26 protein-coding genes are annotated in these 26204 nt (G+C 69.4%); 18 read left to right on the top strand and 8 right to left on the bottom strand.

Annotated elements, in window-relative coordinates; all coding sequences use genetic code 11:
* Positions 1–17: 17 nt before the first annotated feature.
* Positions 18–665 (bottom strand): response regulator, encoded by a 648-nt coding sequence (locus tag NP80_RS08170; protein ID WP_006411121.1) that lies wholly within the window; start codon positions 663–665, stop codon positions 18–20.
* Positions 662–2773, bottom strand: coding sequence for a PAS domain-containing sensor histidine kinase (locus NP80_RS08175; RefSeq protein WP_167338150.1), 2112 nt, complete (start codon positions 2771–2773; stop codon positions 662–664). Before NP80_RS08175 ends, NP80_RS08170 begins: the two co-directional genes overlap by 4 nt.
* Before the next feature lie 205 nt (positions 2774–2978).
* Here NP80_RS08175 and NP80_RS08180 point away from each other — a divergent pair, with 205 nt between their 5' ends.
* Positions 2979–3458, top strand: a complete 480-nt coding sequence (locus NP80_RS08180) for a universal stress protein (protein ID WP_035947634.1) — start codon at positions 2979–2981, stop codon at positions 3456–3458.
* 66 nt (positions 3459–3524) lie between these two features.
* Here the strand turns inward: NP80_RS08180 and NP80_RS30710 are convergent, their stop codons facing one another.
* Positions 3525–3707: a hypothetical protein gene (locus tag NP80_RS30710; protein WP_059939664.1), complete on the bottom strand. Its 183-nt coding sequence runs from the start codon at positions 3705–3707 to the stop codon at positions 3525–3527.
* Between NP80_RS30710 and NP80_RS08185 the strand changes: the two genes are divergently transcribed.
* From NP80_RS08185 to NP80_RS08210, 6 genes are all read left to right on the top strand, one after another.
* Positions 3706–4212, top strand: coding sequence for a cupin domain-containing protein (locus tag NP80_RS08185; RefSeq protein WP_035947636.1), 507 nt, complete (start codon positions 3706–3708; stop codon positions 4210–4212). The genes NP80_RS30710 and NP80_RS08185 overlap by 2 nt on opposite strands.
* 160 nt (positions 4213–4372) lie before the next feature.
* Positions 4373–5398 carry a DedA family protein/thiosulfate sulfurtransferase GlpE gene (locus NP80_RS08190; protein ID WP_006403567.1) on the top strand — a complete coding sequence of 342 codons (1026 nt, stop codon included), beginning with the start codon at positions 4373–4375 and terminating at the stop codon, positions 5396–5398.
* 591 nt (positions 5399–5989) lie between these two features.
* Complete coding sequence (locus tag NP80_RS08195) at positions 5990–7369, top strand: amino acid permease (protein ID WP_006411119.1); 1380 nt, start codon at positions 5990–5992, stop codon at positions 7367–7369.
* Positions 7370–7600: 231 nt separating this feature from the next.
* A complete protein-coding gene (locus NP80_RS08200; RefSeq protein ID WP_006403564.1) occupies positions 7601–8539 on the top strand; it encodes a universal stress protein in 939 nt (312 codons plus the stop codon).
* A gap of 623 nt (positions 8540–9162) precedes the next feature.
* Positions 9163–9420: a DUF3562 domain-containing protein gene (locus NP80_RS08205; protein WP_006403563.1), complete on the top strand. Its 258-nt coding sequence runs from the start codon at positions 9163–9165 to the stop codon at positions 9418–9420.
* Between the two features lie 180 nt (positions 9421–9600).
* Positions 9601–11400: a methyl-accepting chemotaxis protein gene (locus tag NP80_RS08210; protein ID WP_006411120.1), complete on the top strand. Its 1800-nt coding sequence runs from the start codon at positions 9601–9603 to the stop codon at positions 11398–11400.
* On the opposite strand, the gene NP80_RS08215 is transcribed toward NP80_RS08210, so the two are convergent.
* Positions 11387–12409, bottom strand: coding sequence for a sigma-54 interaction domain-containing protein (locus tag NP80_RS08215; RefSeq protein ID WP_238542557.1), 1023 nt, complete (start codon positions 12407–12409; stop codon positions 11387–11389). The genes NP80_RS08210 and NP80_RS08215 overlap by 14 nt on opposite strands.
* Positions 12410–12981: 572 nt before the next feature.
* Here NP80_RS08215 and NP80_RS08220 point away from each other — a divergent pair.
* The 4 genes from NP80_RS08220 (at position 12982) to NP80_RS08235 (ending at position 16711) form a co-directional block, all read left to right on the top strand.
* A complete protein-coding gene (locus tag NP80_RS08220) occupies positions 12982–14943 on the top strand; it encodes a hybrid sensor histidine kinase/response regulator (protein WP_006403560.1) in 1962 nt (653 codons plus the stop codon).
* A gap of 56 nt (positions 14944–14999) precedes the next feature.
* Entirely contained in the window at positions 15000–15410 is a 411-nt protein-coding gene (locus NP80_RS08225) for a BON domain-containing protein (protein WP_035488126.1), read from the top strand.
* Between the two features lie 81 nt (positions 15411–15491).
* Complete coding sequence (locus tag NP80_RS08230; protein ID WP_006403558.1) at positions 15492–16037, top strand: hypothetical protein; 546 nt, start codon at positions 15492–15494, stop codon at positions 16035–16037.
* The gene (locus tag NP80_RS08235) at positions 16034–16711 is read left to right on the top strand and encodes a DUF4142 domain-containing protein (RefSeq protein ID WP_045593346.1); all 678 of its coding nucleotides are present in this window, start codon (positions 16034–16036) and stop codon (positions 16709–16711) included. The genes NP80_RS08230 and NP80_RS08235 overlap by 4 nt, the downstream gene beginning before the upstream one ends.
* 45 nt (positions 16712–16756) lie before the next feature.
* Here NP80_RS08235 and NP80_RS08240 read toward each other — a convergent pair whose 3' ends face one another.
* From NP80_RS08240 to NP80_RS08250, 3 genes are all read right to left on the bottom strand, one after another.
* Complete coding sequence (locus tag NP80_RS08240; RefSeq protein ID WP_006403555.1) at positions 16757–17257, bottom strand: PRC-barrel domain-containing protein; 501 nt, start codon at positions 17255–17257, stop codon at positions 16757–16759.
* 116 nt (positions 17258–17373) lie between these two features.
* On the bottom strand, positions 17374–17805 hold the full coding sequence (locus NP80_RS08245) for a CBS domain-containing protein (protein WP_035488124.1): 432 nt from the start codon (positions 17803–17805) through the stop codon (positions 17374–17376).
* Positions 17806–18146: 341 nt separating this feature from the next.
* Positions 18147–18398: a hypothetical protein gene (locus tag NP80_RS08250; RefSeq protein WP_006397067.1), complete on the bottom strand. Its 252-nt coding sequence runs from the start codon at positions 18396–18398 to the stop codon at positions 18147–18149.
* 140 nt (positions 18399–18538) lie between these two features.
* Between NP80_RS08250 and NP80_RS08255 the strand changes: the two genes are divergently transcribed.
* The 5 genes from NP80_RS08255 to NP80_RS08275 all read left to right on the top strand — a co-directional run bounded on the left by NP80_RS08255 (position 18539) and on the right by NP80_RS08275 (position 24617).
* Positions 18539–18838: a hypothetical protein gene (locus NP80_RS08255; RefSeq protein WP_006403550.1), complete on the top strand. Its 300-nt coding sequence runs from the start codon at positions 18539–18541 to the stop codon at positions 18836–18838.
* 314 nt (positions 18839–19152) lie between these two features.
* Positions 19153–19464, top strand: coding sequence for an ATP-binding protein (locus tag NP80_RS08260; protein WP_006397065.1), 312 nt, complete (start codon positions 19153–19155; stop codon positions 19462–19464).
* 30 nt (positions 19465–19494) lie between these two features.
* Positions 19495–20532, top strand: coding sequence for a MipA/OmpV family protein (locus tag NP80_RS08265; protein WP_006411829.1), 1038 nt, complete (start codon positions 19495–19497; stop codon positions 20530–20532).
* A gap of 84 nt (positions 20533–20616) precedes the next feature.
* On the top strand, positions 20617–22320 hold the full coding sequence (locus NP80_RS08270) for a VRR-NUC domain-containing protein (RefSeq protein ID WP_006411824.1): 1704 nt from the start codon (positions 20617–20619) through the stop codon (positions 22318–22320).
* Positions 22317–24617: an ATP-dependent DNA helicase gene (locus NP80_RS08275; protein ID WP_006411821.1), complete on the top strand. Its 2301-nt coding sequence runs from the start codon at positions 22317–22319 to the stop codon at positions 24615–24617. Before NP80_RS08270 ends, NP80_RS08275 begins: the two co-directional genes overlap by 4 nt.
* A gap of 38 nt (positions 24618–24655) precedes the next feature.
* Here the strand turns inward: NP80_RS08275 and NP80_RS08280 are convergent, their stop codons facing one another.
* Entirely contained in the window at positions 24656–25426 is a 771-nt protein-coding gene (locus NP80_RS08280; protein ID WP_006403543.1) for an IclR family transcriptional regulator domain-containing protein, read from the bottom strand.
* A gap of 139 nt (positions 25427–25565) precedes the next feature.
* Here NP80_RS08280 and NP80_RS08285 point away from each other — a divergent pair, with 139 nt between their 5' ends.
* On the top strand, positions 25566–25811 hold the full coding sequence (locus NP80_RS08285; protein WP_006397060.1) for a type II toxin-antitoxin system ParD family antitoxin: 246 nt from the start codon (positions 25566–25568) through the stop codon (positions 25809–25811).
* Complete coding sequence (locus NP80_RS08290) at positions 25801–26100, top strand: type II toxin-antitoxin system RelE/ParE family toxin (RefSeq protein ID WP_006411826.1); 300 nt, start codon at positions 25801–25803, stop codon at positions 26098–26100. The genes NP80_RS08285 and NP80_RS08290 overlap by 11 nt, the downstream gene beginning before the upstream one ends.
* The last annotated feature ends 104 nt before the right edge of the window (positions 26101–26204 follow it).

Below are 26204 nucleotides of genomic sequence, written 5' to 3' on the forward strand. Positions count from 1 at the left end.
CGGTGGCGCGTCATGCGTCATATGTCGTCGGCCTCGTCGACGAGCTTGTGCCGCAGCGCGTAGCGCACGAGTGCCGCTTCGTGCGGCATCTGCATCTTTTCCAGAATCCGCGTCTTGTAGGTGCTGACCGTCTTCGCGCTCACGCATAGCGCCTGCGCGATGTCGGTCAGCGTCTGGCCGGCCGCGATGCGCCGGAACACGTCGAACTCGCGGTCGGACAGCCGCTGATGCGGCAGCGTGTCGGCCGGCTCGTTGAGGCTTTGCGCGAACTGCTCGGCCATCGCGAGACTGACGTACACACCGCCGGACGCGACCTTCGTGACCGCGCCGACCAGCTCCGCACTGGCACTTTCCTTCGTCAGATAGCCCGACGCGCCCGCGCGGAACGCGCGCACCGCGTACTGCTGTTCGGCGTGCATCGTCAGCACGAGCACGCGCAGCGCGGGTTTCTCGTCCTTGATCTGCTTGATCAATTCGACGCCGTTGCGGCCCGGCATCGACAGGTCGAGCACGAGCACCTGCGCAGGCGTCGCGCGGACGAGCGCGATCGTCGACGGGCCGTCGCACGCTTCGCCGGCCACTTCGAAACCGGTCGCGTTCTGAAGGATGTGCCGCAGACCGTCGCGCACGAGCGTATGGTCGTCGGCGATGAGCACCTTGATCATGAGATGGGGTTGTCCTGTTCAACGTTGCCGAGCGGCAGGGCGACGGTGATCGAGAAGCCGCGCGCCGGCGCGGTATCGATCGTTACGGTGCCGCCGAGCATGTGCGCGCGCTCGCGAATGCCGATCAGCCCGAACGATTTGTCCTCGTGTGCGGGGCCGCCGGGCGGTGCGCCGTGGCCGTTGTCGGCGACGCGCAGCACGCAGAAGCCGTCTTCGACGTCGAGCCGCAGCGCGACGCGCGTCGCATCCGCATGGCGCGCGACATTCGTCAGCGCTTCCTGGACGATGCGGAACAGCGTGGTCGCCCCCGCGTTCGTGAAGGCGATGCCGCCCGTTTCGACATGGCGTTCGACGTCGATGCCGTAGCGGTTCGTGAAATCGTTGGCGAGCCATTCGATCGCCGGCACGAGGCCGAGATCGTCGAGCATCACGGGCCGCAGATCGGCCGCGATGCGCCGCACCGACGCGACCGTCGCGTCGATCAGCTTGCGCATGCCCTGCAGATGCGCGAGCACGGTCGCGTCGGGCGCCGCGTCGGCCGGCGTGCGCAGCCGCTGCTCGACAACCGACAGATCCATCTTCAGCGCGGTGAGCTGCTGACCGAGATCGTCGTGCAGTTCGCGCGCGATGCGCGTCTTTTCCTCTTCGCGCACGTTCTGCAGATTCGCGGAGAGCTCGCGCAGTTCTTCGCGCGACTGCCTCACCGCGTTCTCGGCGCGCAGCCGCTCGGTGATGTCGCGCAGCATCACCGTGTACAGCTTGCCGGAGCCGTCGCGGATCTGCGAGATCGACGCTTCGATCGGAAATTCCTCGCCGTTCGCGCGCAGGCCGAACAGCACGCGCTGGCGTCCCATTTGCCGCTCCGACACGCCCGTCACGCCGAACTGGTCGACGTGCTTCGCATGCGCCGCGCGAAACCGTTCGGGGATGAAGCGCGACAGCGGCGCGCCGATCGCTTCCATCGCCGAGACGCCGAACACCTGCTCGGCCATCGGATTGAAGATCACGACCGTCTGCTTCTCGTCGATCGTGATGATCGCCTCCATCGACGGGCGGATGATGCCCATCATTCGCGCTTCGTTCAGATGACGGCTGCCGGCGCCCGCGTCGCCCGCGGCGGCCGCGCGGCTACGCATCAGTGCATGGACGAGCCCCGCGAACGCGATCGACGCGAGCAGCCCGGCCGCAAGCACGGTGGCGGCCGCGCGCTGCGCGCCCGTTGCGCTCGGCCGCCCGTCGGCCGAATACGCGAGCGTGAGCGCGGTGCCGCCGAAATTGAGGACCTCGGTGCGCCGCATCAGGTATGGCGACGTCGCGGCCTCGTCGGTCGTCGTCTCGGCGCTGACGATCGGGCGCGGATCGCTGCCCGCGCCGATCTTCAGGTCGATCCCGCGTTCCGCGTCGAGCGCGCGGTCGATCAGCCGCTGCGGGCTCAACGCGGCGAACAGGATGCCGTCCGGCTCGAGGTCGCTCGCGACGGACGGTGCGCCGGCAGCGCGCCGCGTAGCGGCAACCGGCACGAACAGCGTCAGCGTGCGTGCGTCGTAGGACAGATCGTCGTCGGCCGGATGCACGCCGAGCGCAACTTCGCCGGTACGCAGCGTGCGCGCGAGCGCCTGTGCATCCGGTGCGCCGAAGCGCACGACCGGCGCGACGGACGGCGGCGCGCTGAGCGTCGCGGTCGCGAGCGGGCCGGCCGGCATCGACGCGTGTCCGGCGAGTGCGGCGCGCGTCGCATCCGACAGCGGCGCGTAGCCGAGCTGCCGAACCGGCGAGCGGCTGGCGTCGAGATCGAGCGATTGGGCGTAGCGCGTCCATTGTTCGGGCGTCATCTGCGGGACGAGCGCAAGCGCGCCGCGCGCGCTGTCGAGTATCCCGACGCCGGCCAGCAGTTCGTGGCGCAGCATCGCGGTCACGCGCGCGGTACGGCGCTCGAAGCGCGCATGGACGGCGTCCTGCCACTCGTCGCGCACCAGCAGCGCGACGCCGAGCGACAGCGCCGCGCCGATCACGAGCGCCGCGGTGCCGGCCGCAAGCGGCTGGCGTAACATGGTCCGGAAGCGCGCGGGCTCTCGGGCGCCACGGGTTGGGGTTCCTCTGGCGGTCATTGGCTGGCCATTCTGTTGTCCGCCACCCGGGCACTCGGGCGACGCGCGCTGCCCGGGCGAGAGCCGCGCCCGGCACAGTCGATGTGTTTTCAACGCGAAATTGTGCTTGCTTTGGGCGTTTTTTGTAATAGGGTCGGTTAAATGGGGCGCGGGCCGGCCGGTGCTCGCGTGCAGGATGCGCGTCGGCGCGATCGGAGGGACGGACATGTACAAGCGGATTTTCGTCGGGCTCGACGGCAGCCCGAGTGCGCGTCTCGCACTGAACGAGGCGATCCGGATCGCGGCCGCCTCCGGCGGCACGATCACGTGTGCGTACGTAGTCGAGCATCGGCCGCGGCTCGTCGACGTCGGCGCCGGTTTCCCCGAGACGCCGGACGACGACGCAGCGGCCGCCGGTGTCGCGACAGCCGTGCTCGACGAAGCAAAAGCAGTGCTCGCGCAGCGGCAGGTGCCGGGCACCGTGCGCGCGCTCGACGCATACGGCGAGGAGGTCGCGGCGGTGCTGATGCGCACCGCGGCCGAAGCCGATGCCGATCTGATCGTGATGGGCACGAGCGGCCGGCACGGGCTGCGTCGGCTGCTGCTCGGCAGCGTGGCCGAATCGCTGCTGCGCGCGGCCGATCGCCCCGTGCTGCTGGTCCGGCACGACGAGCCGGTGCCGGCGCCGGCGCCGACTCGCACGTAATCGCGCGTAATCGCGCTCGGCCGCGGTACGTGCCACGCAGCGGCGCCGGCGGTTGCATCGCGGCTATCACTTCTGGCAGGATCGGCCCAAGCCGCCGATCGTCGTCGCGTTGTCTGCGTCCGCGATGCGGGCCTCGCGCGCATGGCCGCGGCGCCCGATGCCGTGCCGCATTCGTCGGCGTGCGGCCGGTCTCGCGACCGTCCGTTCGCCGGATGCGGATTCGCCCCACTTACCGTTCTTCGTCGCCATGCCGATTTCCGCCGCGGACCTGATCCGCCAGTTCGACCTGCAGCCGCATCCCGAAGGCGGCTATTTCCGCGAAACCTACCGCGCCGCCGACACGGTCGTGCGTCCGTCCGACGACGCGCGTCGCGCCGCCTCCACCGCGATCTACTACCTGTTGTGCGATGGCGCCTATTCGTCGTGGCACCGGATCCGCTCCGACGAGGTCTGGCACTTCTATGCCGGCGATCCGCTCGAGGTATGGGTGCTCGACGAACGCGACGGGCTGACGATTCATCGGCTCGGCAATCCGCTCGTGCATCCGGGCACCGTGTTCCAGGCCGTCGTGCCGGCCGGACGCTGGTTCGGCGCGCGCTGCGCGTCGCCCGAGCAGGTCGCGTTCGTCGGCTGCACGGTGGCGCCGGGCTTCGAATTCGCGGAATTCGAGCTCGCCGACGCCGACGCGCTGGCCGAGGCGTTTCCCGAATATGCGCAGCACGTCGCCCAACTGGCGCCGCGCGCGCCCGGTTGAAGCGGGGCAGGGCGCCGGCCGGCATGCGCGCGGCGCCGGCGAAACCCGTTTAGAATGCGCGTCATGTAGTGCCGGTGCGCCGAGGTGGGTGCCGGCATTGCACAGCCGTATCGACGGCCGCCGTCGTCGCCCGGTCCGCATGTCATCCAGGAGCGCCGTCGTGTGGCATTTCCCGATCGCAATTCCATCGTCGCTCGGCCCGTGGGCCGTGTTCGCGAGCGTGCTGATCACGCAGCTCGGCGTGCCGGTGCCGGCCGTGCCGATGCTGATTCTCGGCGGCACGATGGCGGCGATGGGACAGGCCTCGTGGGCCAGCATGTTCGTCGCGGCCATCGGCGCGACGATGCTGGCCGATTCGCTGTGGTTCTTCATGGGCCGCACGCGCGGACGCCGGCTGCTGAATGCGCTCGTGCGCTTTTCGTTGTCGCTCGATACGACGTTGCGCTTCGCGCGTAACGTATTCGAAAGGTATGGCGCGCCGCTGCTCGTGCTGTCCAAATTTCTGCCGGGGCTCGGGCTCGTGTCGGCGCCGCTGCTCGGCACGACCGCCATCGGCGTCGGCGTGTTTCTGTTCTGGGATCTGGCGGGCGCGTCGCTGTGGGCGGCGTTCTGGTTGATCGGCGGCGCCGCGGTTCACGACCAGATCGTCCAGTTCGTGCTGTGGGTGCGCGCGAGCGGCGGCACGATCCTCGACGCGTTTCTTGCGATCTTCATCACGTTCGTGCTGTACCGCTGGGTGCGGCGGCTGCAGTTCCGCCGCTGGCTCGCGCAGGTGCGCATCTCCCCGCCGCAGCTCGTCGAGATGATGACGTCGAGCGAACCGCCGCTGATTTTCGACGCGCGGCCGCGTGCGATCCGCGAGCGCGAACCGTACCGGATCGCCGGCGCGGTGCCGCTGGATCTCGAGTCGCCCGATCTGCTCGACCCGGAAGTGCTGAAGCGGCCGATCGTCGTCTATTGCGTGTGCCCGAACGAGGCGACGGCCAAGCGCATCGTCGCGCAGCTGCAGCGCAAGAAGATGATCCACAACATCCGCGCGCTGAAGGGCGGCCTCGATGCGTGGGAGAAGCACGGCTATCCGGTCGAGCCGATTCCGGTCGATCTCGATACGTCGCGTTATTTCGTGCGGCCGGAGCATGCGGCGCTGGGCGGCGAATATACGGTGCGCGCGACGTTGAGCAAATGACGATGCGGTTGCGGGTTGGCGTTGTTTTGGGCGTGGCTTGGGGCTGCTGGGGGCGGTGAGCACACGCGGTCGCGTCGGAGCCCTTTCTGCTTTCGTGTTAATCGGCGTGCAGCAAGTAATCGAGTTTTCTCTCCGATGCTTTGCTCATGCGCCGATTCGAATGCACCCGCCACCCAATCGAATTTCATCTCCATTTCCCGCACCCTCACGGCGAGAAAATCGGCTGGCGTAAAACCGCCGATCTTTCTTATAATCGCGCCTTCCTATTGGGTGCCGCCAATCGCGCACCCATCACGCGCGATTGTTCGCGCCGAAAGCGGTGGATTCCGTCGCCGCTCGCCGCCGCGCTCAGCCGCGCCGCGCGGGCCGCGCGCGGTTTCCGTGAAAGGCCCGACCGGTCATTCCGGATTGTTCCGGAAATCGCCGGTAATTCGCGGCGATTCCCGAAGGATGGACGCACTATCCGTATCGCTTTCCAGTCGGAAAGCGGTCGCGCCGGTTTTTCGTTTTCGGCACCGATAACGGCATCGACGCTCGCGCATCGACCTCGACACAATGACGCGGCCGCCGTGCGGCCGCGAGGAGACGGACTTGAAACAGCAAGAAGACCAGCTTCGCCGCGGGCTGGAAGAACGGCACATCAACCTGATGGCGCTCGGCGCGACGATCGGCGTCGGCCTGTTCCTCGGCTCGGCCACCGCGATTCGCGCGGCCGGCCCCGCGATTCTGCTGACCTATCTGCTCGGCGGCATCGTGATCTTCCTGATCATGCGCGCGCTTGGCGAAATGGCGATTACCAATCCCGTCGCGGGCGCGTTCAGCCGCTATGCGCGCGACTATCTCGGCCCGCTCGCGGGCTATCTGACCGGCTGGACCTACTGGTTCGTCTGGATCGTGACCTGCATGGCCGAAATCACCGCAGTCGGCGTCTACATGCACATGTGGTTCCCCGCCGTACCGAACTGGATCTGGGCGCTCGCCGCACTCAGCGCGATGGGTGCCGTGAACTTCATCGCGGTCAAGCTGTACGGCGAATTCGAATTCTGGTTCGCGCTGATCAAGATCGTCACGATCGTGCTGATGATCGTCGGCGGCGCGCTGATGATCGTGTTCGGCATCGGCAACGGCGGCGTCGCGACCGGGATATCGAACCTCTGGACGCATGGCGGCTTCATGCCGCACGGCATCGGCGGCGTGATCGATGCGCTGCCGATCGTGATGTTCGCGTATCTCGGCGTCGAAATGCTCGGCCTCACCGCGGGCGAAGCACGCAATCCGGAGAAGTCGCTGACGAAGGCCGTGAACTCGGTGTTCTGGCGCGTGCTGATTTTCTACATCGGCGCGCTGTCGGTGATCATGTCGATCTATCCGTGGGACCAGATCGGCACGCAGGGCAGCCCGTTCGTGATGACGTTCTCGCGGCTCGGCATTCCGGCCGCGGCCGGCATCATCAACTTCGTCGTGCTGACGGCGGCCCTGTCGTCGTGCAACAGCGGCCTGTTCAGCACCGCGCGGATGCTCTACAACCTCGCGCAGCAAGACCAGGCACCGCGCGTGCTCGGCCGCGTCAATGCGAGCGGCGTGCCCGTCTATGGCGTGATCGTCTCGGTCGCGCTGCTGCTGGTCGGGGTGCTGCTGAACTACCTCGCGCCGCAGCACGTGTTCGTGTGGCTCACGTCGGTGTCGACGTTCGGCGCGATCTGGACGTGGTGCGTGATCCTGACCGCGCAGATGCGCTTCCGCCGCACGCTGTCGGCCGACCGCGTCGCGCGCCTGCCGATTCGCGTGCCGTTCTATCCGCTCGGCTCATACGCGGCGCTCGCGTTTCTCGCGTTCGTCGTCGTGCTGATGGCGTTCACGCCCGATACGCGCGTCGCACTCGTGATCGGCCCGCTGTGGATCGTGCTGCTCGGTATCGCGTACACGGTGTGCTACGCGAAGCGTCCGGCCGTATCGACGCCGAAGTCCTGAGCGGCCGGCGCCCGCGCGCGTCCTGCGTGCGCCATCCGGGCCCGCGCGTGCGCTGATCTCGATCATGCACGCACGGGCCGATACGCTTTATCCTGTCCCGATCGCTGGTCCGCGCTTCGCGTGGCCATCCGCCGATTCGTTCCGCGCCGGTCGTCCGTGGCCGCCGCGCGCGGCGCTGCGCGAAGCTCCCGTCGTCGTTGGCGACGACGCGTACGCACGGAGGCCTTCGCCATGCAGCCTGCCCAGTCCGCCCGGTCCATCGCGCGCGTCGCGCTCGCGATCGACCCGACACCCGAATCGCTGTCCGCCGCCCGCTATGTCCGCACCTTGCTGCGTCCCGGCATGCAACTGCGAATCGTTTGCGCGATCGACAACCCGCGCCTCGTGCTGCCCGACATTCCGCGCATCGATGCGTTGCTGACGTCGGCGCGCAAGGAAATGACGCACGACGCGCAGGCGACGATCGAACGCACCCTTGCACTGTTCGCGGACAGCGACGTCGAGCTCGAACCCGCGATCGTCGATACGTCGATCACCGGCGGCTCGGTCGCCGACGCGCTCGCGAACGACACCTCGCAGTGGGGCGCCGACGTGCTCGTAGTCGGTGCGAATCCGCATCACGGGCTGCTGCGGCTCGTGGAAGGTGCGATGTCGGACACGCTCGCGACGCGGGCGCATTGCGCGCTGCTGCTCGTCCCTGCGTCGTATGCGCGCGAGTCGGACGGCCCGCTGCAGCGGCTGATGTTTGCCGTCGACGGCAGCGAGCCGTCGCTTCATGCGGTCGAGGTGGGGCTCGGCTTCGCGGCACCGCAGACGCTGCTCTACGCGGCCTACGTCGTGGACCGCGCCGTTCGGCTCACCGACATCGTGCCGGTGCGCGCGCTCGAGAACGCCTATCGCGCCGAAGGCGAGGATGCGCTGGCGCGTGTCGCGCCGATGCTGCATGCGACCGGCAACCCGACGCGGCGCGGCATCGTCGAGACGCGCCCGACGAGCGACGACGTCGCGCACGCGCTGATGCGCGATGCGGTGCACTGGCATGCGGAACTGCTCGTGGTCGGCACGCACGGCCGGCGCGGCATTGCGGCATGGCTGATCGGCAGCGTCGCGCGGCGTGTCGCGCATCTGGCCGAGGTGCCCGTGCTGCTCGTACGCGGACAAGGCCGCTGAAGGCGCACGAAACGCGCAGCGCTTGATCTGCGTCAGAAACGGCGCACGGCGCGCATGCGACAGTGGCAGGCCATTCGACGCAGCGCGCCGCACCGTGCATGCGCAGCGGCAACGATGCAGCGCGGCGCGCGCCGGGCATGCGGCACACCGCCGAATCGTCACCGCCGCATGCTGCGCCGCTTGCACGCACGGACCGTCTTTTTCTGCGACCGGCCGCATCGCCCGCCACCGACGAATCGCGAACTCTCTGGCACGAGGGTAGGCTGCCGCAAGGCGGCCCTGGAAGAAGGGCGGGATGCCGCGCATCCCGCCCGCTTTCCGGCATCGCCGGCATCGTATGCGTGCGCGGTCCGGGCGATCGCGACCCTTGACGTCGCATTTCGGCGAGTCTAAGTTGCACGCTACGGCGACGCGCCGACATGCACGCGGTGCATGTCCACCCGCCGCGACGCGTCCGGGGTGGCGCGACATGTTCATCGATCCTGCGCGAACGGCCTGCCTCGGCCGCCTTTCATTGATCGCGCGCAAGCAAGCCGCGGCGCACCGCACGCCGCACGGCTTCCGACTCGTTACGCTTTCCTTGCCGTTCCGTTTCCGTCACTTCGACCGTCAGGAGTCCGTCGATGTCACAGGACGATTTACTCGATTCGCTGAAGGAAGCTGCCGCGCGACGTGCGATCGACGCGGAGCAATTGCACGCGATGCTCGATGCCGAGATACGCGCGCTGTCGTCCGGCGCGCGCGTGCACGACTACATCCGCGTGATCGCGATCCGCCATCTGCGCGAACGGATGCGCGAGAACGCGGATATCGTGCCGGATCCCCGTTCACGTGGTGCCGGCGACGATTCCCCCGGCGCCGACGCACGTTCGGGTCCCTGACGGTCCCGGCATGACGTGACGCGCGCCGAGGCTCGGCCCGAACGGACCGAGCACCGAGCGCGCGCGTTTCGTCAGACGTTTCATCGATTTGTCACGGACCGCTCAAGTCGGCGACGCACGTGCCGTTTACCCGGTGAATCCCTCCACCGGGCGTTTGTGCACCCTTACCGAGTCGTCGCCATGTTTTCGTCCATCCGCACCCGCATCCTCGCCGCGTGCGTCGCCATCGTCGTGTTCGCGCTCGTCGCTACCACCCTCATCAACTATTTCATTGCGCGCGCGTACAACAACGATGCGATCGATCGCAACCTGACGTCGGTTGCCAGCGGCCACGTAGTCGGGATCGCGGACTGGGTCGCGACGCGGCGCCGGATGGTCGAGTCGCTGCAGGACGCCGCGCTGTCCGCCGATCCGCTGCCGGTGTTCAAGCAGATGGCGGCCGCGGGCGGCTTCACGAACGTCTATGCGGGCTATGCCGACAAATCGTTCCGGTTTTCCGATCCGACCGGCATTCCCGCCGACTACGATCCGACCGGCCGGCCGTGGTACCGGCAGGCGGCGCAGGCCGGCAAGCCGGTCGTGACGCCGCCGTATGTGGATGCGGGCACCGGCAACCTGGTCGTCACGTTCGCGGTGCCGATTCTGCGCGACGGCGCGCTGAAGGGCGTCGTCGCGGCCGACGTCGGCATGGACAGCGTGATCGCGAACGTGAAGTCGATTCATCCGACGCCTGCCAGCTTCGGCATGTTGATCGACAGCAGCGGCCACGTGGTGGCGCATCCCGACTCGAAGCTGACGCTGAAGCCGGTCGCCGACCTGTCGCCCGATCTCGGTGCGATTCCCGCGGCGTCGCTCGCGGGTGCGAGCGCGCCGGTCGAGGTGCACGTCGGCGACGACGCGAAGCTCGTGCGCGCGCAGCCGGTGCCGGGCACAGACTGGTACGCGCTCGTCGCGCTCGACAAGGCCGATGCGACGGGCGGCATGCGCTCGCTGCTGACCGCTTCGCTGATCACGATGATCGTGATCGTCGCGGTCGCGTCGTTGATCGTCGGCGCAATCACGACGACCGCGTTTCGCCGCCTGTCGCAGGTGCGGCTCGCGATGGCCGAGATCGGCTCGGGCGGTGGCGATCTGACGCAGCGGCTGCCGGCCGAGGGCCGCGACGAAGTGGCCGACATCGCGCGCTCATTCAACCGCTTCGTCGACAAGCTGAGCGACGTGATCCGGCAGATTCGCGACGCGAGCGAATCGGTGCGCACGGCGGCGAACGAGATCGCGGCGGGCAATCGGGATCTGTCGTCGCGCACCGAATCGGCGGCGGCGAGCCTCGAGGAAACGGCCGCGTCGATGGAGCAGATCACCGCGACGGTCGGCCAGTCGGCAGCCGCAGCCGGTCAGGCGGACGAGCGCGCGGCCGCCGCGTCGCGGATCGCGTCGCACGGCGGCGCGGTCGTGTCGGACGTCGTCGCGACGATGGCGAAGATCGAGGAAGCGTCGGGCCGGATCGGCGACATCATCGGCGTGATCGACGGCATCGCGTTCCAGACCAACATCCTCGCGCTGAACGCGGCCGTCGAAGCGGCGCGCGCGGGCGAGCAGGGGCGTGGCTTCGCGGTGGTCGCGCAGGAAGTGCGCAGTCTCGCGCAACGCAGCGCGCAGGCCGCGCGCGAAGTGAAGGTGCTCGTCGAATCGACGGTCGACAGCGTGTCGGCCGGCTCCGGGCAGGTGCGGCAGGCTGGCGAGACGATGCGCGAAATCGTGTCGAACGTCGCCAACGTGACGACGATCATCTCCGAGATCACGCATGCGGCGAACGAACAGACGCGCGGTATCCAGGAAGTGAACCGCGCGGTCACGCAGCTCGACGAGATGGTTCAGCAGAACGCGGCGCTGGTCGAACAGTCGACCGCGGCGGCGTCGGCGCTGCAGACGCAGGCGAACGCGCTCGCGTCGACGGTCGGCCAGTTCAGGGTCGCGTAGCGCGTTCGCCGGACGCCGGGCGCGCGGCGTCGTCGCCGGCCTCGCGCATCAGCGCGAGCCGGTTGTACAGCGTCTTCAGGCTGATGCCGAGCGCCTTCGCCGCGAGCGGCTTGTTGCCCTCGAAATGGCGCAGCGTCGCGGCGATGAAGCGTTGCTGCGCATGATGCAGCGTCGCCCCGAGCGGCAGCGAGATCGCGTCGTCGTGCATCAGGTCGGCCGGCACCGGTTGCTTCGGCAGCGTGACGTCGATTCCGTCGTCCGCCAGGATGTACGCGCGCTCGATCGTATTGCGCAGTTCGCGCACGTTGCCGGGCCACGAGTACGCACGCAGCGCGGCGATCGCCGCATCGGTCAGCCGCTTGTCGGACCGGTGCCGCGCATTGAGCGCCGCGACGAACTCCTGCGCGAGCACCTCGACGTCGCCCTCGCGCTGACGCAGCGGCGGCACGACGAGCGCGAATGCGGCGAGCCGGTAGAACAGGTCTTCGCGCAGGCGGCCGTCGCGCACGGCGTCGGCCGGATTGTGGCGCGTCGCGGATACGATCCGCACGTCGAGCGCGATCGCTTCCGTGCCGCCGACGCGCAGGATCGTGTTCGACTCCAGCGCGCGCAGCAGCTTCACCTGCAGCGCGGCGGGCATTTCGGCGATTTCGTCGAGCAGCAGTGTGCCGCCGCGTGCGGCTTCGAAGAAGCCGGTGTGCTGCGCGGTCGCGCCGGTGAAGCTGCCTTTTTCGTGGCCGAACAGCTGCGACTCCGCGATGTCGGGCGGAATCGCGCCACAGTTGACCGCGACGAACGGCCCGTTGCGCCGCGGGCTCAACTCGTGCAGCCGACGCGCGACGATGTCCTTGCCCACGCCGCTTTCACCCGCGATCATCACGCTCGCGCCGGTCGGCGCGACTTTCTCGATGCGCGCGAGCAGCGCACGCATTGCGGCCGAGCGGCCGGACAGCCGGCGTTCGTCTGCGCGTTTCGCGCGGGACGACGTTTCCCGCGGCGGCTTCAGCATGTCGGTTGGCACTTCGATGTCACGCAATTCGTCCATTTGGAATACCGGGTATCGACAACGCGGGCGGCGCGAAGGTGCCGGCGCATAGAAATTTCCAATGCGCACGGCGCTGGCGATCGCTCGCGTGCCTTTTTTTGATCGACAGCCGCCTGGCATGCACGGTCGGGGGCAGGATTTCAAAACGATCCCATGCTTTTTTACAGAAAGCTAATGAAAAAACGTGCGTCCTGGCGCGTGCTTTGCGGCGACCGAGGTATCGCAGCGGGATAGCGGGGCCCCATCCGCGACGAAACGCGCTGTCATCTTCGCATGGCGCGCGCCGCGACATGGCGCAGCGTTGCACATCGCGGCCCGGCAACGCGCGGTGCGCGCCGTCCCGCGCCCGTGCGTGCGCCGCGCCGTGCCGCTGCCGGCCGCCGCAGGCTGCGGCGCTCGGACCGTTGCGGTGGTGGCGTCGGCAGGTATGACGGTTGCTTGCCGCGTGTCGCTCGCCCGGCCCGTTCGACGGTATGCCGGACCGCCCGGGCGGCACGCCGCCGCGCGAAGGATGCCGGCGCGAATGCAGGAACGCAATGAGGACCGTTACCCGTGAACTATTCCGGCAGGGTGCATGGGTCGTGCTGGCCGTCGGCGTCGCGTGCGCGCTGCAGGCGGGCGCGATTCGCGTGGTCGGCGCGCATGCGCCGTTTGCGCCGTTGCCTTTTTATGCAGGCGTCGCCGCCGCCGCGTGGCTGACGTCGCTCGCCGGCGGCCTCGCCGCGATCGTCGCGAGCACCGTCGTGATCGCTGCGCTCTGGTGGCGCGACGCGCCGACGGCGACATGGCTGGCCGACGCCGGCACGTTCGTCGCGATCGGCGTGATCGAATGCGCGCTGATCGCAGCCGTCAGGCCGTTGTTCGCGCGCACGCGTGCGGTCGACGACGCGCGCGACGCACGCCGGGAGCCGGCGGCTGCACCGCCTCCATCCGAGGACGTGCTGTTGCGCCGCGTGGTCGATGCGTCGCCCGACGCGATCGTCGGCGTCGACGGCGCGCGGCGGATCGTCAGCTGGAACCGCGCGGCGCAGCGCATCTTCGGCGCCGACGCGGCGACGATGATCGGCCGCGATGTAACGACGCTGTTCGCGCCGCGCTGGCTGCGGCGTCAGCCGGTGCCCGCGTCGATCGACGAGGTACACGCGCCGGTCGGGCCGATCGACGTGCTGTGCATGCGGCAAGACGCACACTGCTTTCGCGCGACGTTTGCGGCATCGCCGATCGTCGATGCGAACGGGCATGTCGACGGCCTCTCGATGACGCTGCGCGAGGCGCGCGAGCGCCGTCGCGACGAGCGGCGTGATCGCCTGTCGCTGCGCGGCGCGCGCGACGCCCGTGTGCAGGCCGACACGGCGAACCGGCTGAAGGACGAACTGCTCGCGACCGTGTCGCATGAATTGCGCACGCCGCTGAACGTGATCTACGGCTGGGTCGAGGTGCTGCGCAGCGTCGACGGGCAGGGCTTCGCGCAGCAGGCGGTCGACGCGATCGATCGCAGCGCGCGTTCGCTCGCGCGGATGGTCGGCGATCTGCTCGACGCGTCGTCGCTTGCGACCGGCAAGCTGCGTCTGGAGCGTACGCCGGTCGACGTCGCGCGCGTCGTGCACGACGCGGCGCGCGAGTTCGGCGCGCCCGCGCATGCGAAGGGCATCACGCTCGTCACGGAAGGCGCGGGCACGGCGTGCGTGATCTCCGCCGACGCGGAGCGGCTGCATCAAGTGCTGTCGAACCTGCTGTCGAACGCGATCAAGTTCACGCCGAGCGGCGGACGCATCGTCGTGTCGCTCGCACGCGTCGACGCGCACGTCAGTCTGTCGGTGGCCGATACGGGGCAAGGGATGGCGCCCGAAGCGCTGCCGCATCTGTTCGATCCGTTCAACCGTCCGGCCAATGCGCCGGCATCGCCGCAGCGCGGCCTCGGGCTCGGCCTGTCGATCGTGCGCAACATCGCGGAGCTGCACGGCGGATCGGTGGAGGCGGCCAGCGAAGGGCCCGGTCGCGGCCTGACCGTCACGGTCACGCTGCCGGCCGGCTGGGAGGCGGACATGGCGGTCGTTCCGCTCGGCGCCGTGGACAGCGTGCCGGCGGCGGCACTCGAACACCAGCGCGTGCTCGTCGTCGACGACGAGCCGACGTCGCGCGCGAGCCTCTCGGCCGCACTGCGGACGCTCGGCGCGCAGGTGTCCACCGCGCAGTCGGGGCGCGACGCGCTCGCGAGCATCGAGCGCGATCCGCCGACCGTCGTGCTGTCGGACATCGCGATGCCCGACGGCGACGGATTCTGGCTGATCGAGCGCGTGCGGCGTCTGCCCGGGCGCCACGCGCGCATGCCGGTGGTCGCCGTGACCGCGCATGCGGGCGTCGCGGATCGGCAGCGGGTGATGGCCGCCGGCTTCGACGCGTATCTGTGCAAGCCGGTCGACGTGCCGACGCTCGCAAGCGCGATCGACGACGTGACGGCCCGTCGTACGCGTGAGAAGGACGGACCGGAACGGTAATGACGGCAAGCGCGGCCGGGCGGTCGCGCGCCGACAGCGGAGGACGGGAGGACGACATGAACGAAACGAAACACGCGCCGCGCGCGAATGCGCAGCCGGCGCCGCCGCGCGTCGAGCGTCGGCCGCCGGTTGCCGCAATCGCGCGCATACTGGTGTTGTCGTGTGCATGGATCGCGGTGCCTCGTCCGGCGGCGGCCGAGCAGGGCGTCGGCGCGAAGCTCGCGAGCCAGGCGTCGGCCGTCGGCAGCCAGCTGCGCGACGCGACGATCGCGTCCCGCGTCAGGGCCGCGCTCGTCGCGGAGCGCGGGCTCGCGTCCGGCGACATCGACGTGCAGGTACGCGATCACGTGGCCGAGCTGACGGGCACCGTGCCCGACGATCGGCAACGCGCGACCGCGCTCCGCGTCGTACGCGACGTGGACGGCGTACGCGGCGTGCGCGACAAGCTGCAGATACGCCCGAAGTAACGTGATGCGCGGGCAAGCGCCGGGCCGATCGGGCGTCGCGCGCCTTGCGGCCCGGCGCGGCACCGTGCAGGAGGGTTCGACATGGACACCATCATCGCGGGCCGTTTCTCGACGCTCGAGCAGGCGGAACGCTGCGCGCAGCAGCTGCGCGGCCACGCCATGCATCGGGACGACGTGAAGGTCTTCTTTCTCAATCCGCCGGGCCAGCATGCGCTGTTCTGGCTCGGCGGCGACGTCTATGCGGATTCCGCCGCCCGGCCGGGCGGGCTGGGCGCGCTCGAAGGCGTCGCGATCGGTGCTGTCGTCGGCGCGGCCGGCGCGGCGGTGCTGTCGATCGGCGGCCTGCATTCGTCGTTCGTATGGCTCGGCGTGCCGCTCGTCGGCGCGTATATCGGCGCGCTGTGCGGGGCGCTCGGCCGGATGCGCGGCGATGCGCCCGAAGGCCGCGGCGCGCTGCGCGAGTGCGAACACGGCGTCGTGCTGGCCGCGCACGTGACGCGGCGTACGGCCACGTTCGCGCAACGCACGCTCGTGGCGAACGGCGCGCTGTCGGTGGAGCGCGTCGACGGCGCATGGGATCACGGCGCGTGGACCGACTTCTTCACGTCGGGGCATCGGCCGGCATGACGGGCACCGGCGCCGGCCGCAACACCGCTCGCCGCGCAGCCGCGCTGCGTTGGGCGCGGCCGCGCGTCCGGCGGCGTGCGCGATATGCGGCGTGTGCGGTGGGGCTAGCGGCGGCGGGCTTGCTGACGGCGGCCACGGCGGAGGCAGAGGCTTCGCCTGTGTCGTCGGCGCACGTCGCGCCCGGCGTCGTGAGCCCCGCGCCGACCGGCGACGAGGCCGACATGGCGCGCCGGCCGTCCGGCATCGATGCGGAGTTCGTCGACAAGGCCGCGATGCTCGGCAAGACCGAACTGCTCGCGAGCGAGCTCGCGGCCGAGCGTTCGTCGAACGCAGAGGTCAAGGCGTTCGCGCGAAGGATGATCGACGAACACGAACGGATCGCGCGCGAACTGCGCCGGCTCGGCGCGGACAAGGGCGTACCGGTCCAGACGCGAATGCTCGTCGATCCGGCGCTGAACACGTTGCGCACGCTGAGCGGCCCTGCGTTCGACCGCGCGTACGTGCAACTCGCGGGGCCCGCTGCACACGAAGAGGCGATCCGGGCGTATGAAGCAGAGGCGCGCGACGGACACGACGCACAACTGCGTGCGTTCGCCGCGCGCACGTTGCCGATGCTCAAAAATCATCTTGCCGCGGCACGCGCGCTCGCGAACGCCGTTGCGGGCGCGCGCTGATGGCGGCCATGCGCGAGTGCCGGCACGCGCCGGCGCGCCCATTCGCTAGCGACGCCGCGCTTCGTCTTCCGGGCCGCCCGGCGATGCTTCGTACGGCGGCGAATCGATCGCCGTTTCGCCTTCCTCGATGACCCAGTACGGCGTGCTGCCGTAATACGCGTGGACGGTCTCGGCCCAGGTCGCATCGGCCATCGCCGGCCAGTGGTCCTTGTCGAAGCCGGGCGCATCGCGCACGCGCTCCGCGGTGACCGGCAGCACGAAACAGCGGCGCTCGGCGTCGAGCGTGAGCCGGTTCCACGGCACCGCGAGCAGCTTGTCGCCGATCCCGAGCAGGCCGCCCGACGATACGACCGCGTACGCGATATGGCCGGATCGGACATCGAGCATGATGTCGGCGATCTTGCCGATGTCGTCGCCGTCCGTCGTCACGACGCGGTCGCCTTGCAGCGTACCGGCGGCCATCACGTCGGGCCCCGGTCCGTTCGAGCGCCGGCCGGCGCGACCGACGATGCGGGCACCTTCGGCGGGTTGTCTGTCGGCTGTCATCGCGTACCTCCTGTTCGAAGTGCGAAGTTCGAAGCGAACGGCATCGGCCGCGGCGCGCGTGGCGGGCCACCTCGTCGGCTGTGGTCGACGCGCCGCTGGCAGCGGCGATCGCCGGCTCAATGGCGACGCGGCAGCGACACGTCCTCGAGCGTGTTGACGAGTTCGTCTCGCGCCGGGCCGCCGGCGCGCGTCGCGATGTCGCCGAGCGACACGATGCCGACCACGCGGCGGTGCCGGTCGAGCACCGGCATCCGGTGCAGCTGCACGTCGGCCATGCGCTGCTGCACGTCGCCGACGCCTTCGTCTTCCGTACACCATTGCACGGGCTCGGACGCGACCGCGCGCACCGGCGTGTCGGGCGAGCGGCCGTGCGCGAGCGCGCGTACCGCGATGTCGCGGTCCGTCACGATCGCGACCAGCTCGCCGTGATCGCAGACGGGCAGCACGCCGATGTCGAACCGCTGCATCAGTTCGGCCGCGTGGCGAATGGTGTCGGTCGGTGCGACGCACACCACGTCGCGCGACATGATCTCGTTGACGCGATACATGAACGCCTCCTTCGGGTCCGGGCGGCTGAACGGGCAAACGAGCACGGTGCGTGCCGGCTGCATGCGGCGCGCATGGCACCGCGCCCGTCACGGGACGGAGAAATTTGCCAGCCTGCTTGTACATCTTCCACGGCCGGCCGCGCGGCAGCGCGGCGGACCTCAGTGGCCGACGCCGGTGATCGCGACGATCGCGAACACCACTGCGCTTTCGATTGCGGCCAGTGCGGCGACGCCGGCTGCGCCGCTGATTTCATGCCACCTGCGTTCAATGCGTTTCATCGATCTGCTCCGGATTGCCGGCCCGACGACACGCTGCCGCGCATGCGGGCCGGGTGCCGCCGTCAGCCGTGATCGCGGGGCGGGGACGGGACATCCGGCGTGCGACGCGCGCGTTCGCCGGACGGTTTCGCGGGGTCGACGCGCGTGCCGCCGCCGACGGCGGGCGGATCGCTGGCCGGAAACGTCTCCTCGAGTCCCTCGTCGATGCGTTCTTCCGTCTTGTCGTCGGACGGCTTGCGCGACGCGGCGAGAGCGCGGAGCGGGCCGGCGGCCGGTGACACGGCGTCGCGGCTGCCGGTGGCGTGAACGGTCATGGTCGAACCTCCTTTTCGTGACGAAAGCCGCAACGGGCGTGCCTGCGCGCCGGCGACGGCATGGCCCTTGCGGGCCGCTGCGGCCGGCAGCGCGCGGGCGTAATGCGCGCCGCGGCCGGCGTGGACGAGAGGACAACGCGATGAATGCACCCACGGAAAGAATACGTTACGAGGCCAACGTCTGCGGCGGCGATTTCAGCCACGTGCGCGAACGCTTCGCGACCTGGAAGCGCGAATCGCTGATCTACCGGCCCGAGCGCCGGATGTTCGACGGCAAGGACGAAGTCCGCCAGCTCGACGACACGATCTACGACGGCCCCGAGAGCGCGCAGCGCGCACTCGCTGCATGCTGCCGGCCGTCGGACCGCTACGCGCTCGCCGTGCAGCTCGCGGCGGAAGGGCGCACCATGTGGCTCGTGATGGCGGCATACGCCGACTGAGCGGCTGGATGCGCGGCCCGGCAAACACGGGCAGCCGCGTCCGGGCACGCTGCTTGCGTAAGTCGCCGCGCCATTGACACGCGCGAGCCGTCGCGCAGGAGAGTCATGAAGACGCCATCCATGCTGCACCGTCCCGAACCGACGCCCGACGACTACCCGGAGCCCCCGACGCCCGGACACGACGATCCGGTCGATCCGCCCGTTCCCACGGGCCCGCCGCAGGGCGATCCGCCGTCGCAGCCGCCGCCGATGCGGATGCCGGGCGGAGGCGGTGCGCCGCAGCCGGCCGCGCGATCGCTGAAAGGAGGACCCTCATGGACATTCACGTGCAATCGCCCGACAAGCGCGCGATCGCCCAGGTGCTGGGCCGCTATTTCGAATCGCGCTCGCTGCGTTATCAGATCGAGGAACTACCGGGCGGCGTGCTGCACATCGGTTTTCATGCGAGCGGACGGCCGGCTGCGGTCACCGTCTCGTTCGACGATGCCGCGTACGACGCCTTCACGCATTGGGATGCCAGTCAGAAGCAGCTCGCGCTCGGCCGTCTCGGCGACAGCTTTTCGCAGATGATGGCGCAGCGCAACCCCGCCGCGCCCGGCGCCGACTATCACGTCGAGCGCTTCTGAGTACCGCGCGCCGCATGGACGCAAGGCAAGGTGCCCGCACTCGACGGGCGCTTTGCGGCCGTGCGCCGCGCGGGTAGGATGTTCGTTAATTCAGCGGACGCTACGTTCGCATGGCTGCTGCCCGCAGGCAGCGGCCGGCGCACGCTGCGTCCTTCATCAGGCATTCCTTTGCGAACCGACGGAGACTTCATGGCCCCTGTGCGCCCGTTGCTGTCACCCGGCTCACGCCGATTCGTGTTTGGCCTGTCCGCCTGCGCGGCGCTCGCGATCGCGGGCGCACGCGACGCGTCGGCCCAGACGCCTTCGCCGCTCGGCGAGTGGCAATACTCGGCGGGCGTCCCGCTTCAGAAACTGTACGAGCCGACCATGCCGACGTGGCAGGTCAGTGTCGGCGCCGCGATGACGCTGCAGCCGCGCTATGCGGGCTCCGACCGCTATCACGTGATGGGCGGCCCGAACCTCGACGTGCGCTATCGCGACCTGTTCTTCCTGTCGACGGGCGAGGGGCTCGGCGCGAACGTGCTGCGCGGCCCGAACTGGCGCGTGAGCCTGTCGGTCGGATACGACCTCGGGCGTCGTTCGGCCGACGATCTCGGGCATCTGAACGGGCTCGACAACATCAACGCGGCCCCCGTGATGAAGCTGTCGGCCGACTACGTGGTGTCGAAGGACTTCCCGCTCGTGCTGCGCGCGGACGTGCGACGCAGCATCGGCGGCTCGAACGGCTGGGTCGGCGACTTCTCCGCGTACATGCCGATGCCCGGCAGCAACGAACACTTCTTCTGGTTCGCCGGGCCGACCGTCTCGTTCGCCGACTCGCGCTACATGAACAGCTGGTTCGGCGTGAACCAGGGCGCGTCCGCGCGTTCGGGGCTGCCGGTGTATTCGTCGCGCGCCGGAATCAAGTCGGTCGGCGCCGGCGTGACGATGGTCTGGTTCGTGAACAAGCACTGGTTCGTGACGATGGACGGTGCGATCGAGCAGCTGGTCGGCCGTGCGGCCCGCAGCCCGATCACGCAGCAATCGACGAACGGCGTGTTCGACATGTCGGTCAACTACCGCTTCTAGCCGCGCCGGTGGGTCCGCGCGTGCGGCGCGGCCGTCACATTTGCTATGATTCGGACCTGTACAAACGTACAGTGATCGAACCCCGTGACGCCATCCTCGCCGCAGCCGCCGGCCTTTTACTACCTGACGAACTTCGAACGCGCGCTCGCCTGGCTCGGCGAGCGCTACGACGACCTGCTCGACGCGGCCGAGCACGCGTTTCTTCGGCATTTCGCGACGCTGCCGCGGGCGTCGCGCGCGTTGCTCGTGCGGATGCTGATGCGCAACGGGGCCGATTTCCGCGCGAGCAAGCTGGTCTACGACGAGATCGGCTGCCCGCTCGATGCCGCGGCGCCGCTCGTCGAATGCGGGTGGGTCGATCCGGCGCCGGCACTGACGCTCGACACGCTGTTCGCGCTGTCGACGAAGGCCGAACTGCTGCAGACGTTTCCGTCGCTCGCCGCGCATGCGGCCGAACGCAAGGCGGACTGGCTCGAGCGCTTGCGGCCCGCACACGATATCGCGCAGACGCTCGACGCGTGGTGCCCGACGAGCGGCGATCGCGTGCTGCGCGTGACGGTCGGCGCGCTCTGCGACCGGTTGCGGCTGATGTTCTTCGGCAATCTCCATCAGGACTGGAGCGAGTTCGTGCTCGCCGATCTCGGCGTGTTCCAGTACGAAACCGTACCGTTCGGGCCGTCGTCGCGTGCGTTCCGGCAACGCGGCGACGTCGACGCGTATCTCGCGCTGCACGCGTGCCGCGAGGCGCTCGACGCATGGCCCGACGATCGCTCGTTCGACGCGCTGCTCGCTGCGATCGACGCGATCGACTGCGCGGAGCAGCCGTGGCTCGCGACGCGCCGCGCGAAGCTGCTGTTCGCGCTCGGGCAGACCTGCGAACGCCGCGCGGACTGGGACGGCGCGCTCGACGCCTATGCCCGCAGCGCGTGGCCCGGCAGCCGACATCGCCGCATTCGCGTGCTCGAACGCGGCGGACGCGACGCCGATGCGTTCGCGCTCGCGCTCGAGGCACGCGGCGCGTACGAAAGCGACGAGGAGCGTCAGCGCGTCGAACGCATGCTGCCGCGTCTGCAGCGGCGGCTCGGCCGGCCGGTCGAGCGCGCGGCCGCGGCGCCTGCGGTGCCGCGCGAAACGCTCGTACTCGTGCGGCCCGACGTGCCCGCCAGCGTCGAGTACGTCGTGCGCGATCACCTCGCGCAGCCTGAAGCACCGGTCCACTACGTCGAAAACACGCTGATCAATTCGCTGTTCGGGCTGCTGTGCTGGGAGCCCGTGTTCGCGGCCGTACCCGGCGCGTTTTTCCACCCGTTCCAGCGCGGCCCCGCCGATCTCCACGCACCCGATTTCGCCGCGCGCCGCGCCGACGCGTTTGCCGCGTGCTTCGCGCAACTCGAATCGGGCGCGTATCGCGACACGATCCGCCGCCATTACGCGACGAAAGCGGGATTGCAGTCGCCGTTCGTGTTCTGGGGCGTGCTGACCGACGAACTGCTCGAGCAGGCGCTCGCGTGTCTGCCGCCCGATCATCTGCGGCTCTGGTTCGTCCGCCTGCTCGCCGACATTCGCGGCAATCGGTCGGGGCTGCCCGATCTCGTGCGCTTCTGGCCCGACGAGCGCCGCTACGAACTGATCGAAGTGAAAGGCCCGGGCGACCGCCTGCAGGACAACCAGACGCGCTGGCTCGCCTATTGCGTTGCGCACGGGATGCCGGTGCGCGTCGTCGACGTCGAATGGGCCGACGCGCGCGTCGCGCACGCGGGGGCCGCCGCGATGGAGTGGTCCGCGTGAGCTACGTCGTCGCGGTGCGGGCGATGTGCGAGTTCACCGCGCGGCGCGGCGATCTCGACCTGCGTTTCACGCCCGCGCCGACCGCGCTCGAAGGCATCGCCGGCCACGGCGCGGTCACGTCGAAGCGCGGCGCGGGCTACGAAACCGAGATCGCGCTGAGCGGCACGTGGGGCGTGCTGACCGTGCGCGGCCGGGCGGACGGCTACGATCCGGTGTCGAACCGGATCGAGGAAATCAAGACCTATCGCGGCAGCCTCGACGCGATGCCCGCGAACCATCGCACGCTGCACTGGGCGCAGGCGAAGGTGTACGGGCATCTGATGTGCGCGGCGCGCGGCCTCGCGCAGATCGACGTCGCGCTCGTCTATTTCGACATCGTCTCCGAGCGCGAGACCGTGCTGACCGAAACGCTGAGCGCGGACGCGCTCGCTGCGTTTTTCGCCGAGCAATGCGCGTGCTTCGTCGGCTGGGCCGAGCGCGAGACCGCGCATCGCAGCGCGCGCGATGCGGCGCTGCGTGCGCTCGCGTTTCCGCATGCGCAGTTTCGCAGCGGGCAGCGTGAGCTTGCCGTGGCCGTCTATCGCGCCGCGCGCGACGAACGCTGCCTGATCGCGCAAGCGCCGACCGGCATCGGCAAGACGCTCGGCACCGTGTTTCCGCTGCTGAAGGCGTGCGGCGAAGGCGAAATCGACCATGTGTTCTTCCTGACCGCGAAAACGCCCGGACGCGCGCTCGCGCTCGAGGCCGCGACGACGCTCGGCGCCGGCACGCCCGCGCTGCCGCTGCGCGTGCTCGAACTGGTCGCACGCGACAAGGCGTGCGAGCATCCCGACCTCGCGTGCCACGGCGACGCGTGTCCGCTCGCGCGCGGCTTCTACGACCGATTGCCGGCCGCGCGCGACGCGGCGATCGACGCGGGGCTGCTCGATCGCGATACGGTGCGCGCGGCCGCGCTCGCGCACGACGTGTGTCCGTACTACCTCGCGCAGGAGCTCGCGCGCTGGTCCGACATGGTGATCGGCGACTACAACTACTACTACGACGGCAGCGCGATGTTGTACACGCTCGCGCAGCAGAACCAGTGGCGCGTCGGCGTGCTCGTCGACGAGGCGCACAACCTGCTCGATCGCGCGCGCAAGATGTACAGCGCGTCGCTCGATCCGTTTGCGTTCGCCGCCGCGCGCGATGCGGCTCCGGCGCCGCTGCGCAAGGCGTTCGACCGGCTGGCGCGCGCGTGGGGCACGCTCAATCGCGCGCAGACCGCGCGTTATGCCGCGTATCCGCAGATTCCGGGGCCGATCGTGTCGGCCGTGCAGAATCTCGTCGCCGCGGTCGGCGAGTATCTGGCGGACGCGCCGCGCGCGAACGGCGACGCATTGCTGCGCTTTCATTTCGACGCGATCCAGTTCGGCGTGCTCGCCGACGCGTTCGACAGTGCGTCGATCTTCGACGCGACGCTGCACGGCGAACCGGTCCCGCGTCAGCCGGCGCTCGACGGCGTCGTGCCGGCCGGCCGCCGGCGCCGCGTGCAATCGACGCTGTGCGTGCGCAACGTGATCCCCGCCGGCTTCCTCGCACCGCGCTACGACGCCGCGCGTGCGACCGTGCTGTTCTCGGGCACGCTCAGTCCGTTCCACTTCTATCGCGACACGCTCGGGCTGCCGGCCGATACCGGGTGGCTCGACGTCGACGGGCCGTTCCGCGCGGAGCAACTGACCGTGCGCGTCGCGAGCCACGTGTCGACACGCTGGCGCGACCGCGACCGGTCGCTCGAGCCGATCGCCGACCTGATCGCCGCGCAGTATGCGGCGCGTCCCGGCAACTATCTCGGCTTTCTGAGCAGCTTCGACTATCTGCAGCGCGTGGTCGCGCTGATGCAGGCGCGGCATCCGGACGTGCCCGTGTGGGCGCAGGCGCCCGGCATGGCCGAGAGCGAACGCGACGCGTTTCTGGCGCGCTTCGATGCCGGCGGCCGCGGCGTCGGTTTCGCGGTGCTCGGCGGCGCGTTTTCGGAAGGCGTGGATCTCGTCGGCGAACGGCTGATCGGCGCGTTCATTGCGACGCTCGGACTGCCGCAGGTCAACGACGTCAACGAGCAGATGCGGCGTGCGATGGACGCCCGTTTCGGCAACGGCTACGACTACATGTATCTGTATCCGGGGCTGCAGAAGGTCGTGCAGGCGGCAGGGCGCGTGATTCGCACCGAGCAGGACGAAGGCGTCGTGCATCTGATCGACGACCGCTATCGACGACGCGAGGTGCGCAACCTGCTGCCGCGCTGGTGGCGGATCGGCTGACGCGCTCGACGCGGCAGCATCGCCGCATCGGGCGCGCGTTACAGCACGTTCAACATCGCGAGCGCGGTTTCCTGCAGAAACGGCAGCACGCGCCGCACGGCCGCTTCGGTCGTTTCCGCACCGATCGGCATGTTCGTGCTCAGCGCCGCGACGACTTCGCCGTGACGGTTCTTCAGCGGCACGGCGATCCCGCGCACGCCGACCTGCAACTGCTGCTCGATCACCGCAAAGCCGGCGTCGCGCGCGCGATCGACCTGTTCGAGTAGACGCGCCTTGTTCGTGATCGTATGCGGCGTGAACGGCGGCAGTTCGGTGCGGTCGAGCCAGGCGCGCACGGCTTCGCGGTCCGGATGATGGGCGAGCAGCACGACGCCCGGCGACGTCAACGGCGCCGGCACGCGTGCGCCGAGCACGAAGCCCGTCGTCATCACGCGCGACACGCCGTTGCGCGCGATGAACACCAGCTCCCATTCGTCGAGCACGCTGACGTAGGCCGATTCGTTCAGCGACGCGCTCAGTTGCTGCAGATACGGCTGCACGGTGCGCGGCAGCCGCGCGGAATCGAAATACGACCAGCCGACGCGCAGCACGCGCGGCGTCAGACCGTAGAGCTTGCCGTCGGTATAGACGTAGCCGAGCGATTCGAGCGTCAGCAGATAGCGCCGCGCGGCCGTGCGCGTCAGGCCCGTGCGCGCGGCGGCCTGGGTCGGCGTCATGCGCGCATGCTGGCTGTCGAACGCTTCGAGGATCGCCAGCCCTTTTTCGAGGCCGGCAATCCAGTCGCGTCGGTCGAGTTCGGGCTTTTTCATCGTCGGAAGGCGGTGAGGGGGTGCGCGGTGATCGCGCGGAATTGGGCGATTATCGCGCAGATTTGGCGCAGGATGCGAACCGGTCGGTGGATACCAAAAATTGGTATATCATGGAACGGTGATGACGAGGAGGTATGTGATGGCACGAAATACATCGATCTCGCTGGGCGATCATCTGACCGAATTTGTCGACATGCAGGTCGCGTCCGGCCGCTACGGCTCGGCTAGCGATGTCGTGCGCGCGGGCCTGCGCCTGCTCGAGACACAGGAAACCGAGCTGCGGGCGCTGCAGGAAGCGTTGAAGGCGGGCGAGGCATCGGGCACACCGGCTCCGTTCGACAGCCAGGCGTTCCTGGCCCGGATGCGGGCCAAGCATGCCGGTTAAGGCGCGCACGGTACGCCTGACGCCGCTGGCGGAGGCCGACCTCGAGGCCATCTGGTCTTACACGTACAAGCGCTGGTCGCTCGACCAGGCTGAGCGCTATATCGGCGAGCTGAGCGCGGCGTTCGAGCGGCTGGCGCGCCGGGAGTCGGTAGGGTGGCCGAGCCGCGCGGGCGGCAACTATTCGCGGTACCTGGTCGGTTCGCACGTGGTGTTCTATCGGGAAACGACCGAAACCCTTGACGTCATTCGCGTGCTGCACCAGCGGATGGATGTCGACCGACATCTGTAAGCCAGATCGACCCGCCATCGCAGGCATGAAGCGCCACGTCACCGCCGCCGATCGAACGTGACAACCGGATGCGGCACGAACCTCATGCGCGCCGCATCCTGCAC

Source organism: Burkholderia multivorans ATCC BAA-247 (assembly GCF_000959525.1).
Classification (GTDB): Bacteria; Pseudomonadota; Gammaproteobacteria; order Burkholderiales; family Burkholderiaceae; genus Burkholderia; species Burkholderia multivorans.

Excerpts from the sequence above, each read along its gene's own strand:
- NP80_RS08170 (WP_006411121.1), bottom strand. The coding sequence starts at position 665 with ATGATCAAGGTGCTCATCGCCGACGACCATACGCTCGTGCGCGACGGT.
- NP80_RS08175 (WP_167338150.1), bottom strand. The coding sequence starts at position 2,773 with ATGACCGCCAGAGGAACCCCAACCCGTGGCGCCCGAGAGCCCGCGCGC.
- NP80_RS08180 (WP_035947634.1), top strand. The coding sequence starts at position 2,979 with ATGTACAAGCGGATTTTCGTCGGGCTCGACGGCAGCCCGAGTGCGCGT.
- NP80_RS08185 (WP_035947636.1), top strand. The coding sequence starts at position 3,706 with ATGCCGATTTCCGCCGCGGACCTGATCCGCCAGTTCGACCTGCAGCCG.
- NP80_RS30710 (WP_059939664.1), bottom strand. The coding sequence starts at position 3,707 with ATGGCGACGAAGAACGGTAAGTGGGGCGAATCCGCATCCGGCGAACGG.
- NP80_RS08200 (WP_006403564.1), top strand. The coding sequence starts at position 7,601 with ATGCAGCCTGCCCAGTCCGCCCGGTCCATCGCGCGCGTCGCGCTCGCG.
- NP80_RS08205 (WP_006403563.1), top strand. The coding sequence starts at position 9,163 with ATGTCACAGGACGATTTACTCGATTCGCTGAAGGAAGCTGCCGCGCGA.
- NP80_RS08210 (WP_006411120.1), top strand. The coding sequence starts at position 9,601 with ATGTTTTCGTCCATCCGCACCCGCATCCTCGCCGCGTGCGTCGCCATC.
- NP80_RS08215 (WP_238542557.1), bottom strand. The coding sequence starts at position 12,409 with ATGCTGAAGCCGCCGCGGGAAACGTCGTCCCGCGCGAAACGCGCAGAC.
- NP80_RS08220 (WP_006403560.1), top strand. The coding sequence starts at position 12,982 with ATGAGGACCGTTACCCGTGAACTATTCCGGCAGGGTGCATGGGTCGTG.
- NP80_RS08225 (WP_035488126.1), top strand. The coding sequence starts at position 15,000 with ATGAACGAAACGAAACACGCGCCGCGCGCGAATGCGCAGCCGGCGCCG.
- NP80_RS08230 (WP_006403558.1), top strand. The coding sequence starts at position 15,492 with ATGGACACCATCATCGCGGGCCGTTTCTCGACGCTCGAGCAGGCGGAA.
- NP80_RS08235 (WP_045593346.1), top strand. The coding sequence starts at position 16,034 with ATGACGGGCACCGGCGCCGGCCGCAACACCGCTCGCCGCGCAGCCGCG.
- NP80_RS08240 (WP_006403555.1), bottom strand. The coding sequence starts at position 17,257 with ATGACAGCCGACAGACAACCCGCCGAAGGTGCCCGCATCGTCGGTCGC.
- NP80_RS08245 (WP_035488124.1), bottom strand. The coding sequence starts at position 17,805 with ATGTATCGCGTCAACGAGATCATGTCGCGCGACGTGGTGTGCGTCGCA.
- NP80_RS08250 (WP_006397067.1), bottom strand. The coding sequence starts at position 18,398 with ATGACCGTTCACGCCACCGGCAGCCGCGACGCCGTGTCACCGGCCGCC.
- NP80_RS08255 (WP_006403550.1), top strand. The coding sequence starts at position 18,539 with ATGAATGCACCCACGGAAAGAATACGTTACGAGGCCAACGTCTGCGGC.
- NP80_RS08260 (WP_006397065.1), top strand. The coding sequence starts at position 19,153 with ATGGACATTCACGTGCAATCGCCCGACAAGCGCGCGATCGCCCAGGTG.
- NP80_RS08280 (WP_006403543.1), bottom strand. The coding sequence starts at position 25,426 with ATGAAAAAGCCCGAACTCGACCGACGCGACTGGATTGCCGGCCTCGAA.
- NP80_RS08285 (WP_006397060.1), top strand. The coding sequence starts at position 25,566 with ATGGCACGAAATACATCGATCTCGCTGGGCGATCATCTGACCGAATTT.
- NP80_RS08290 (WP_006411826.1), top strand. The coding sequence starts at position 25,801 with ATGCCGGTTAAGGCGCGCACGGTACGCCTGACGCCGCTGGCGGAGGCC.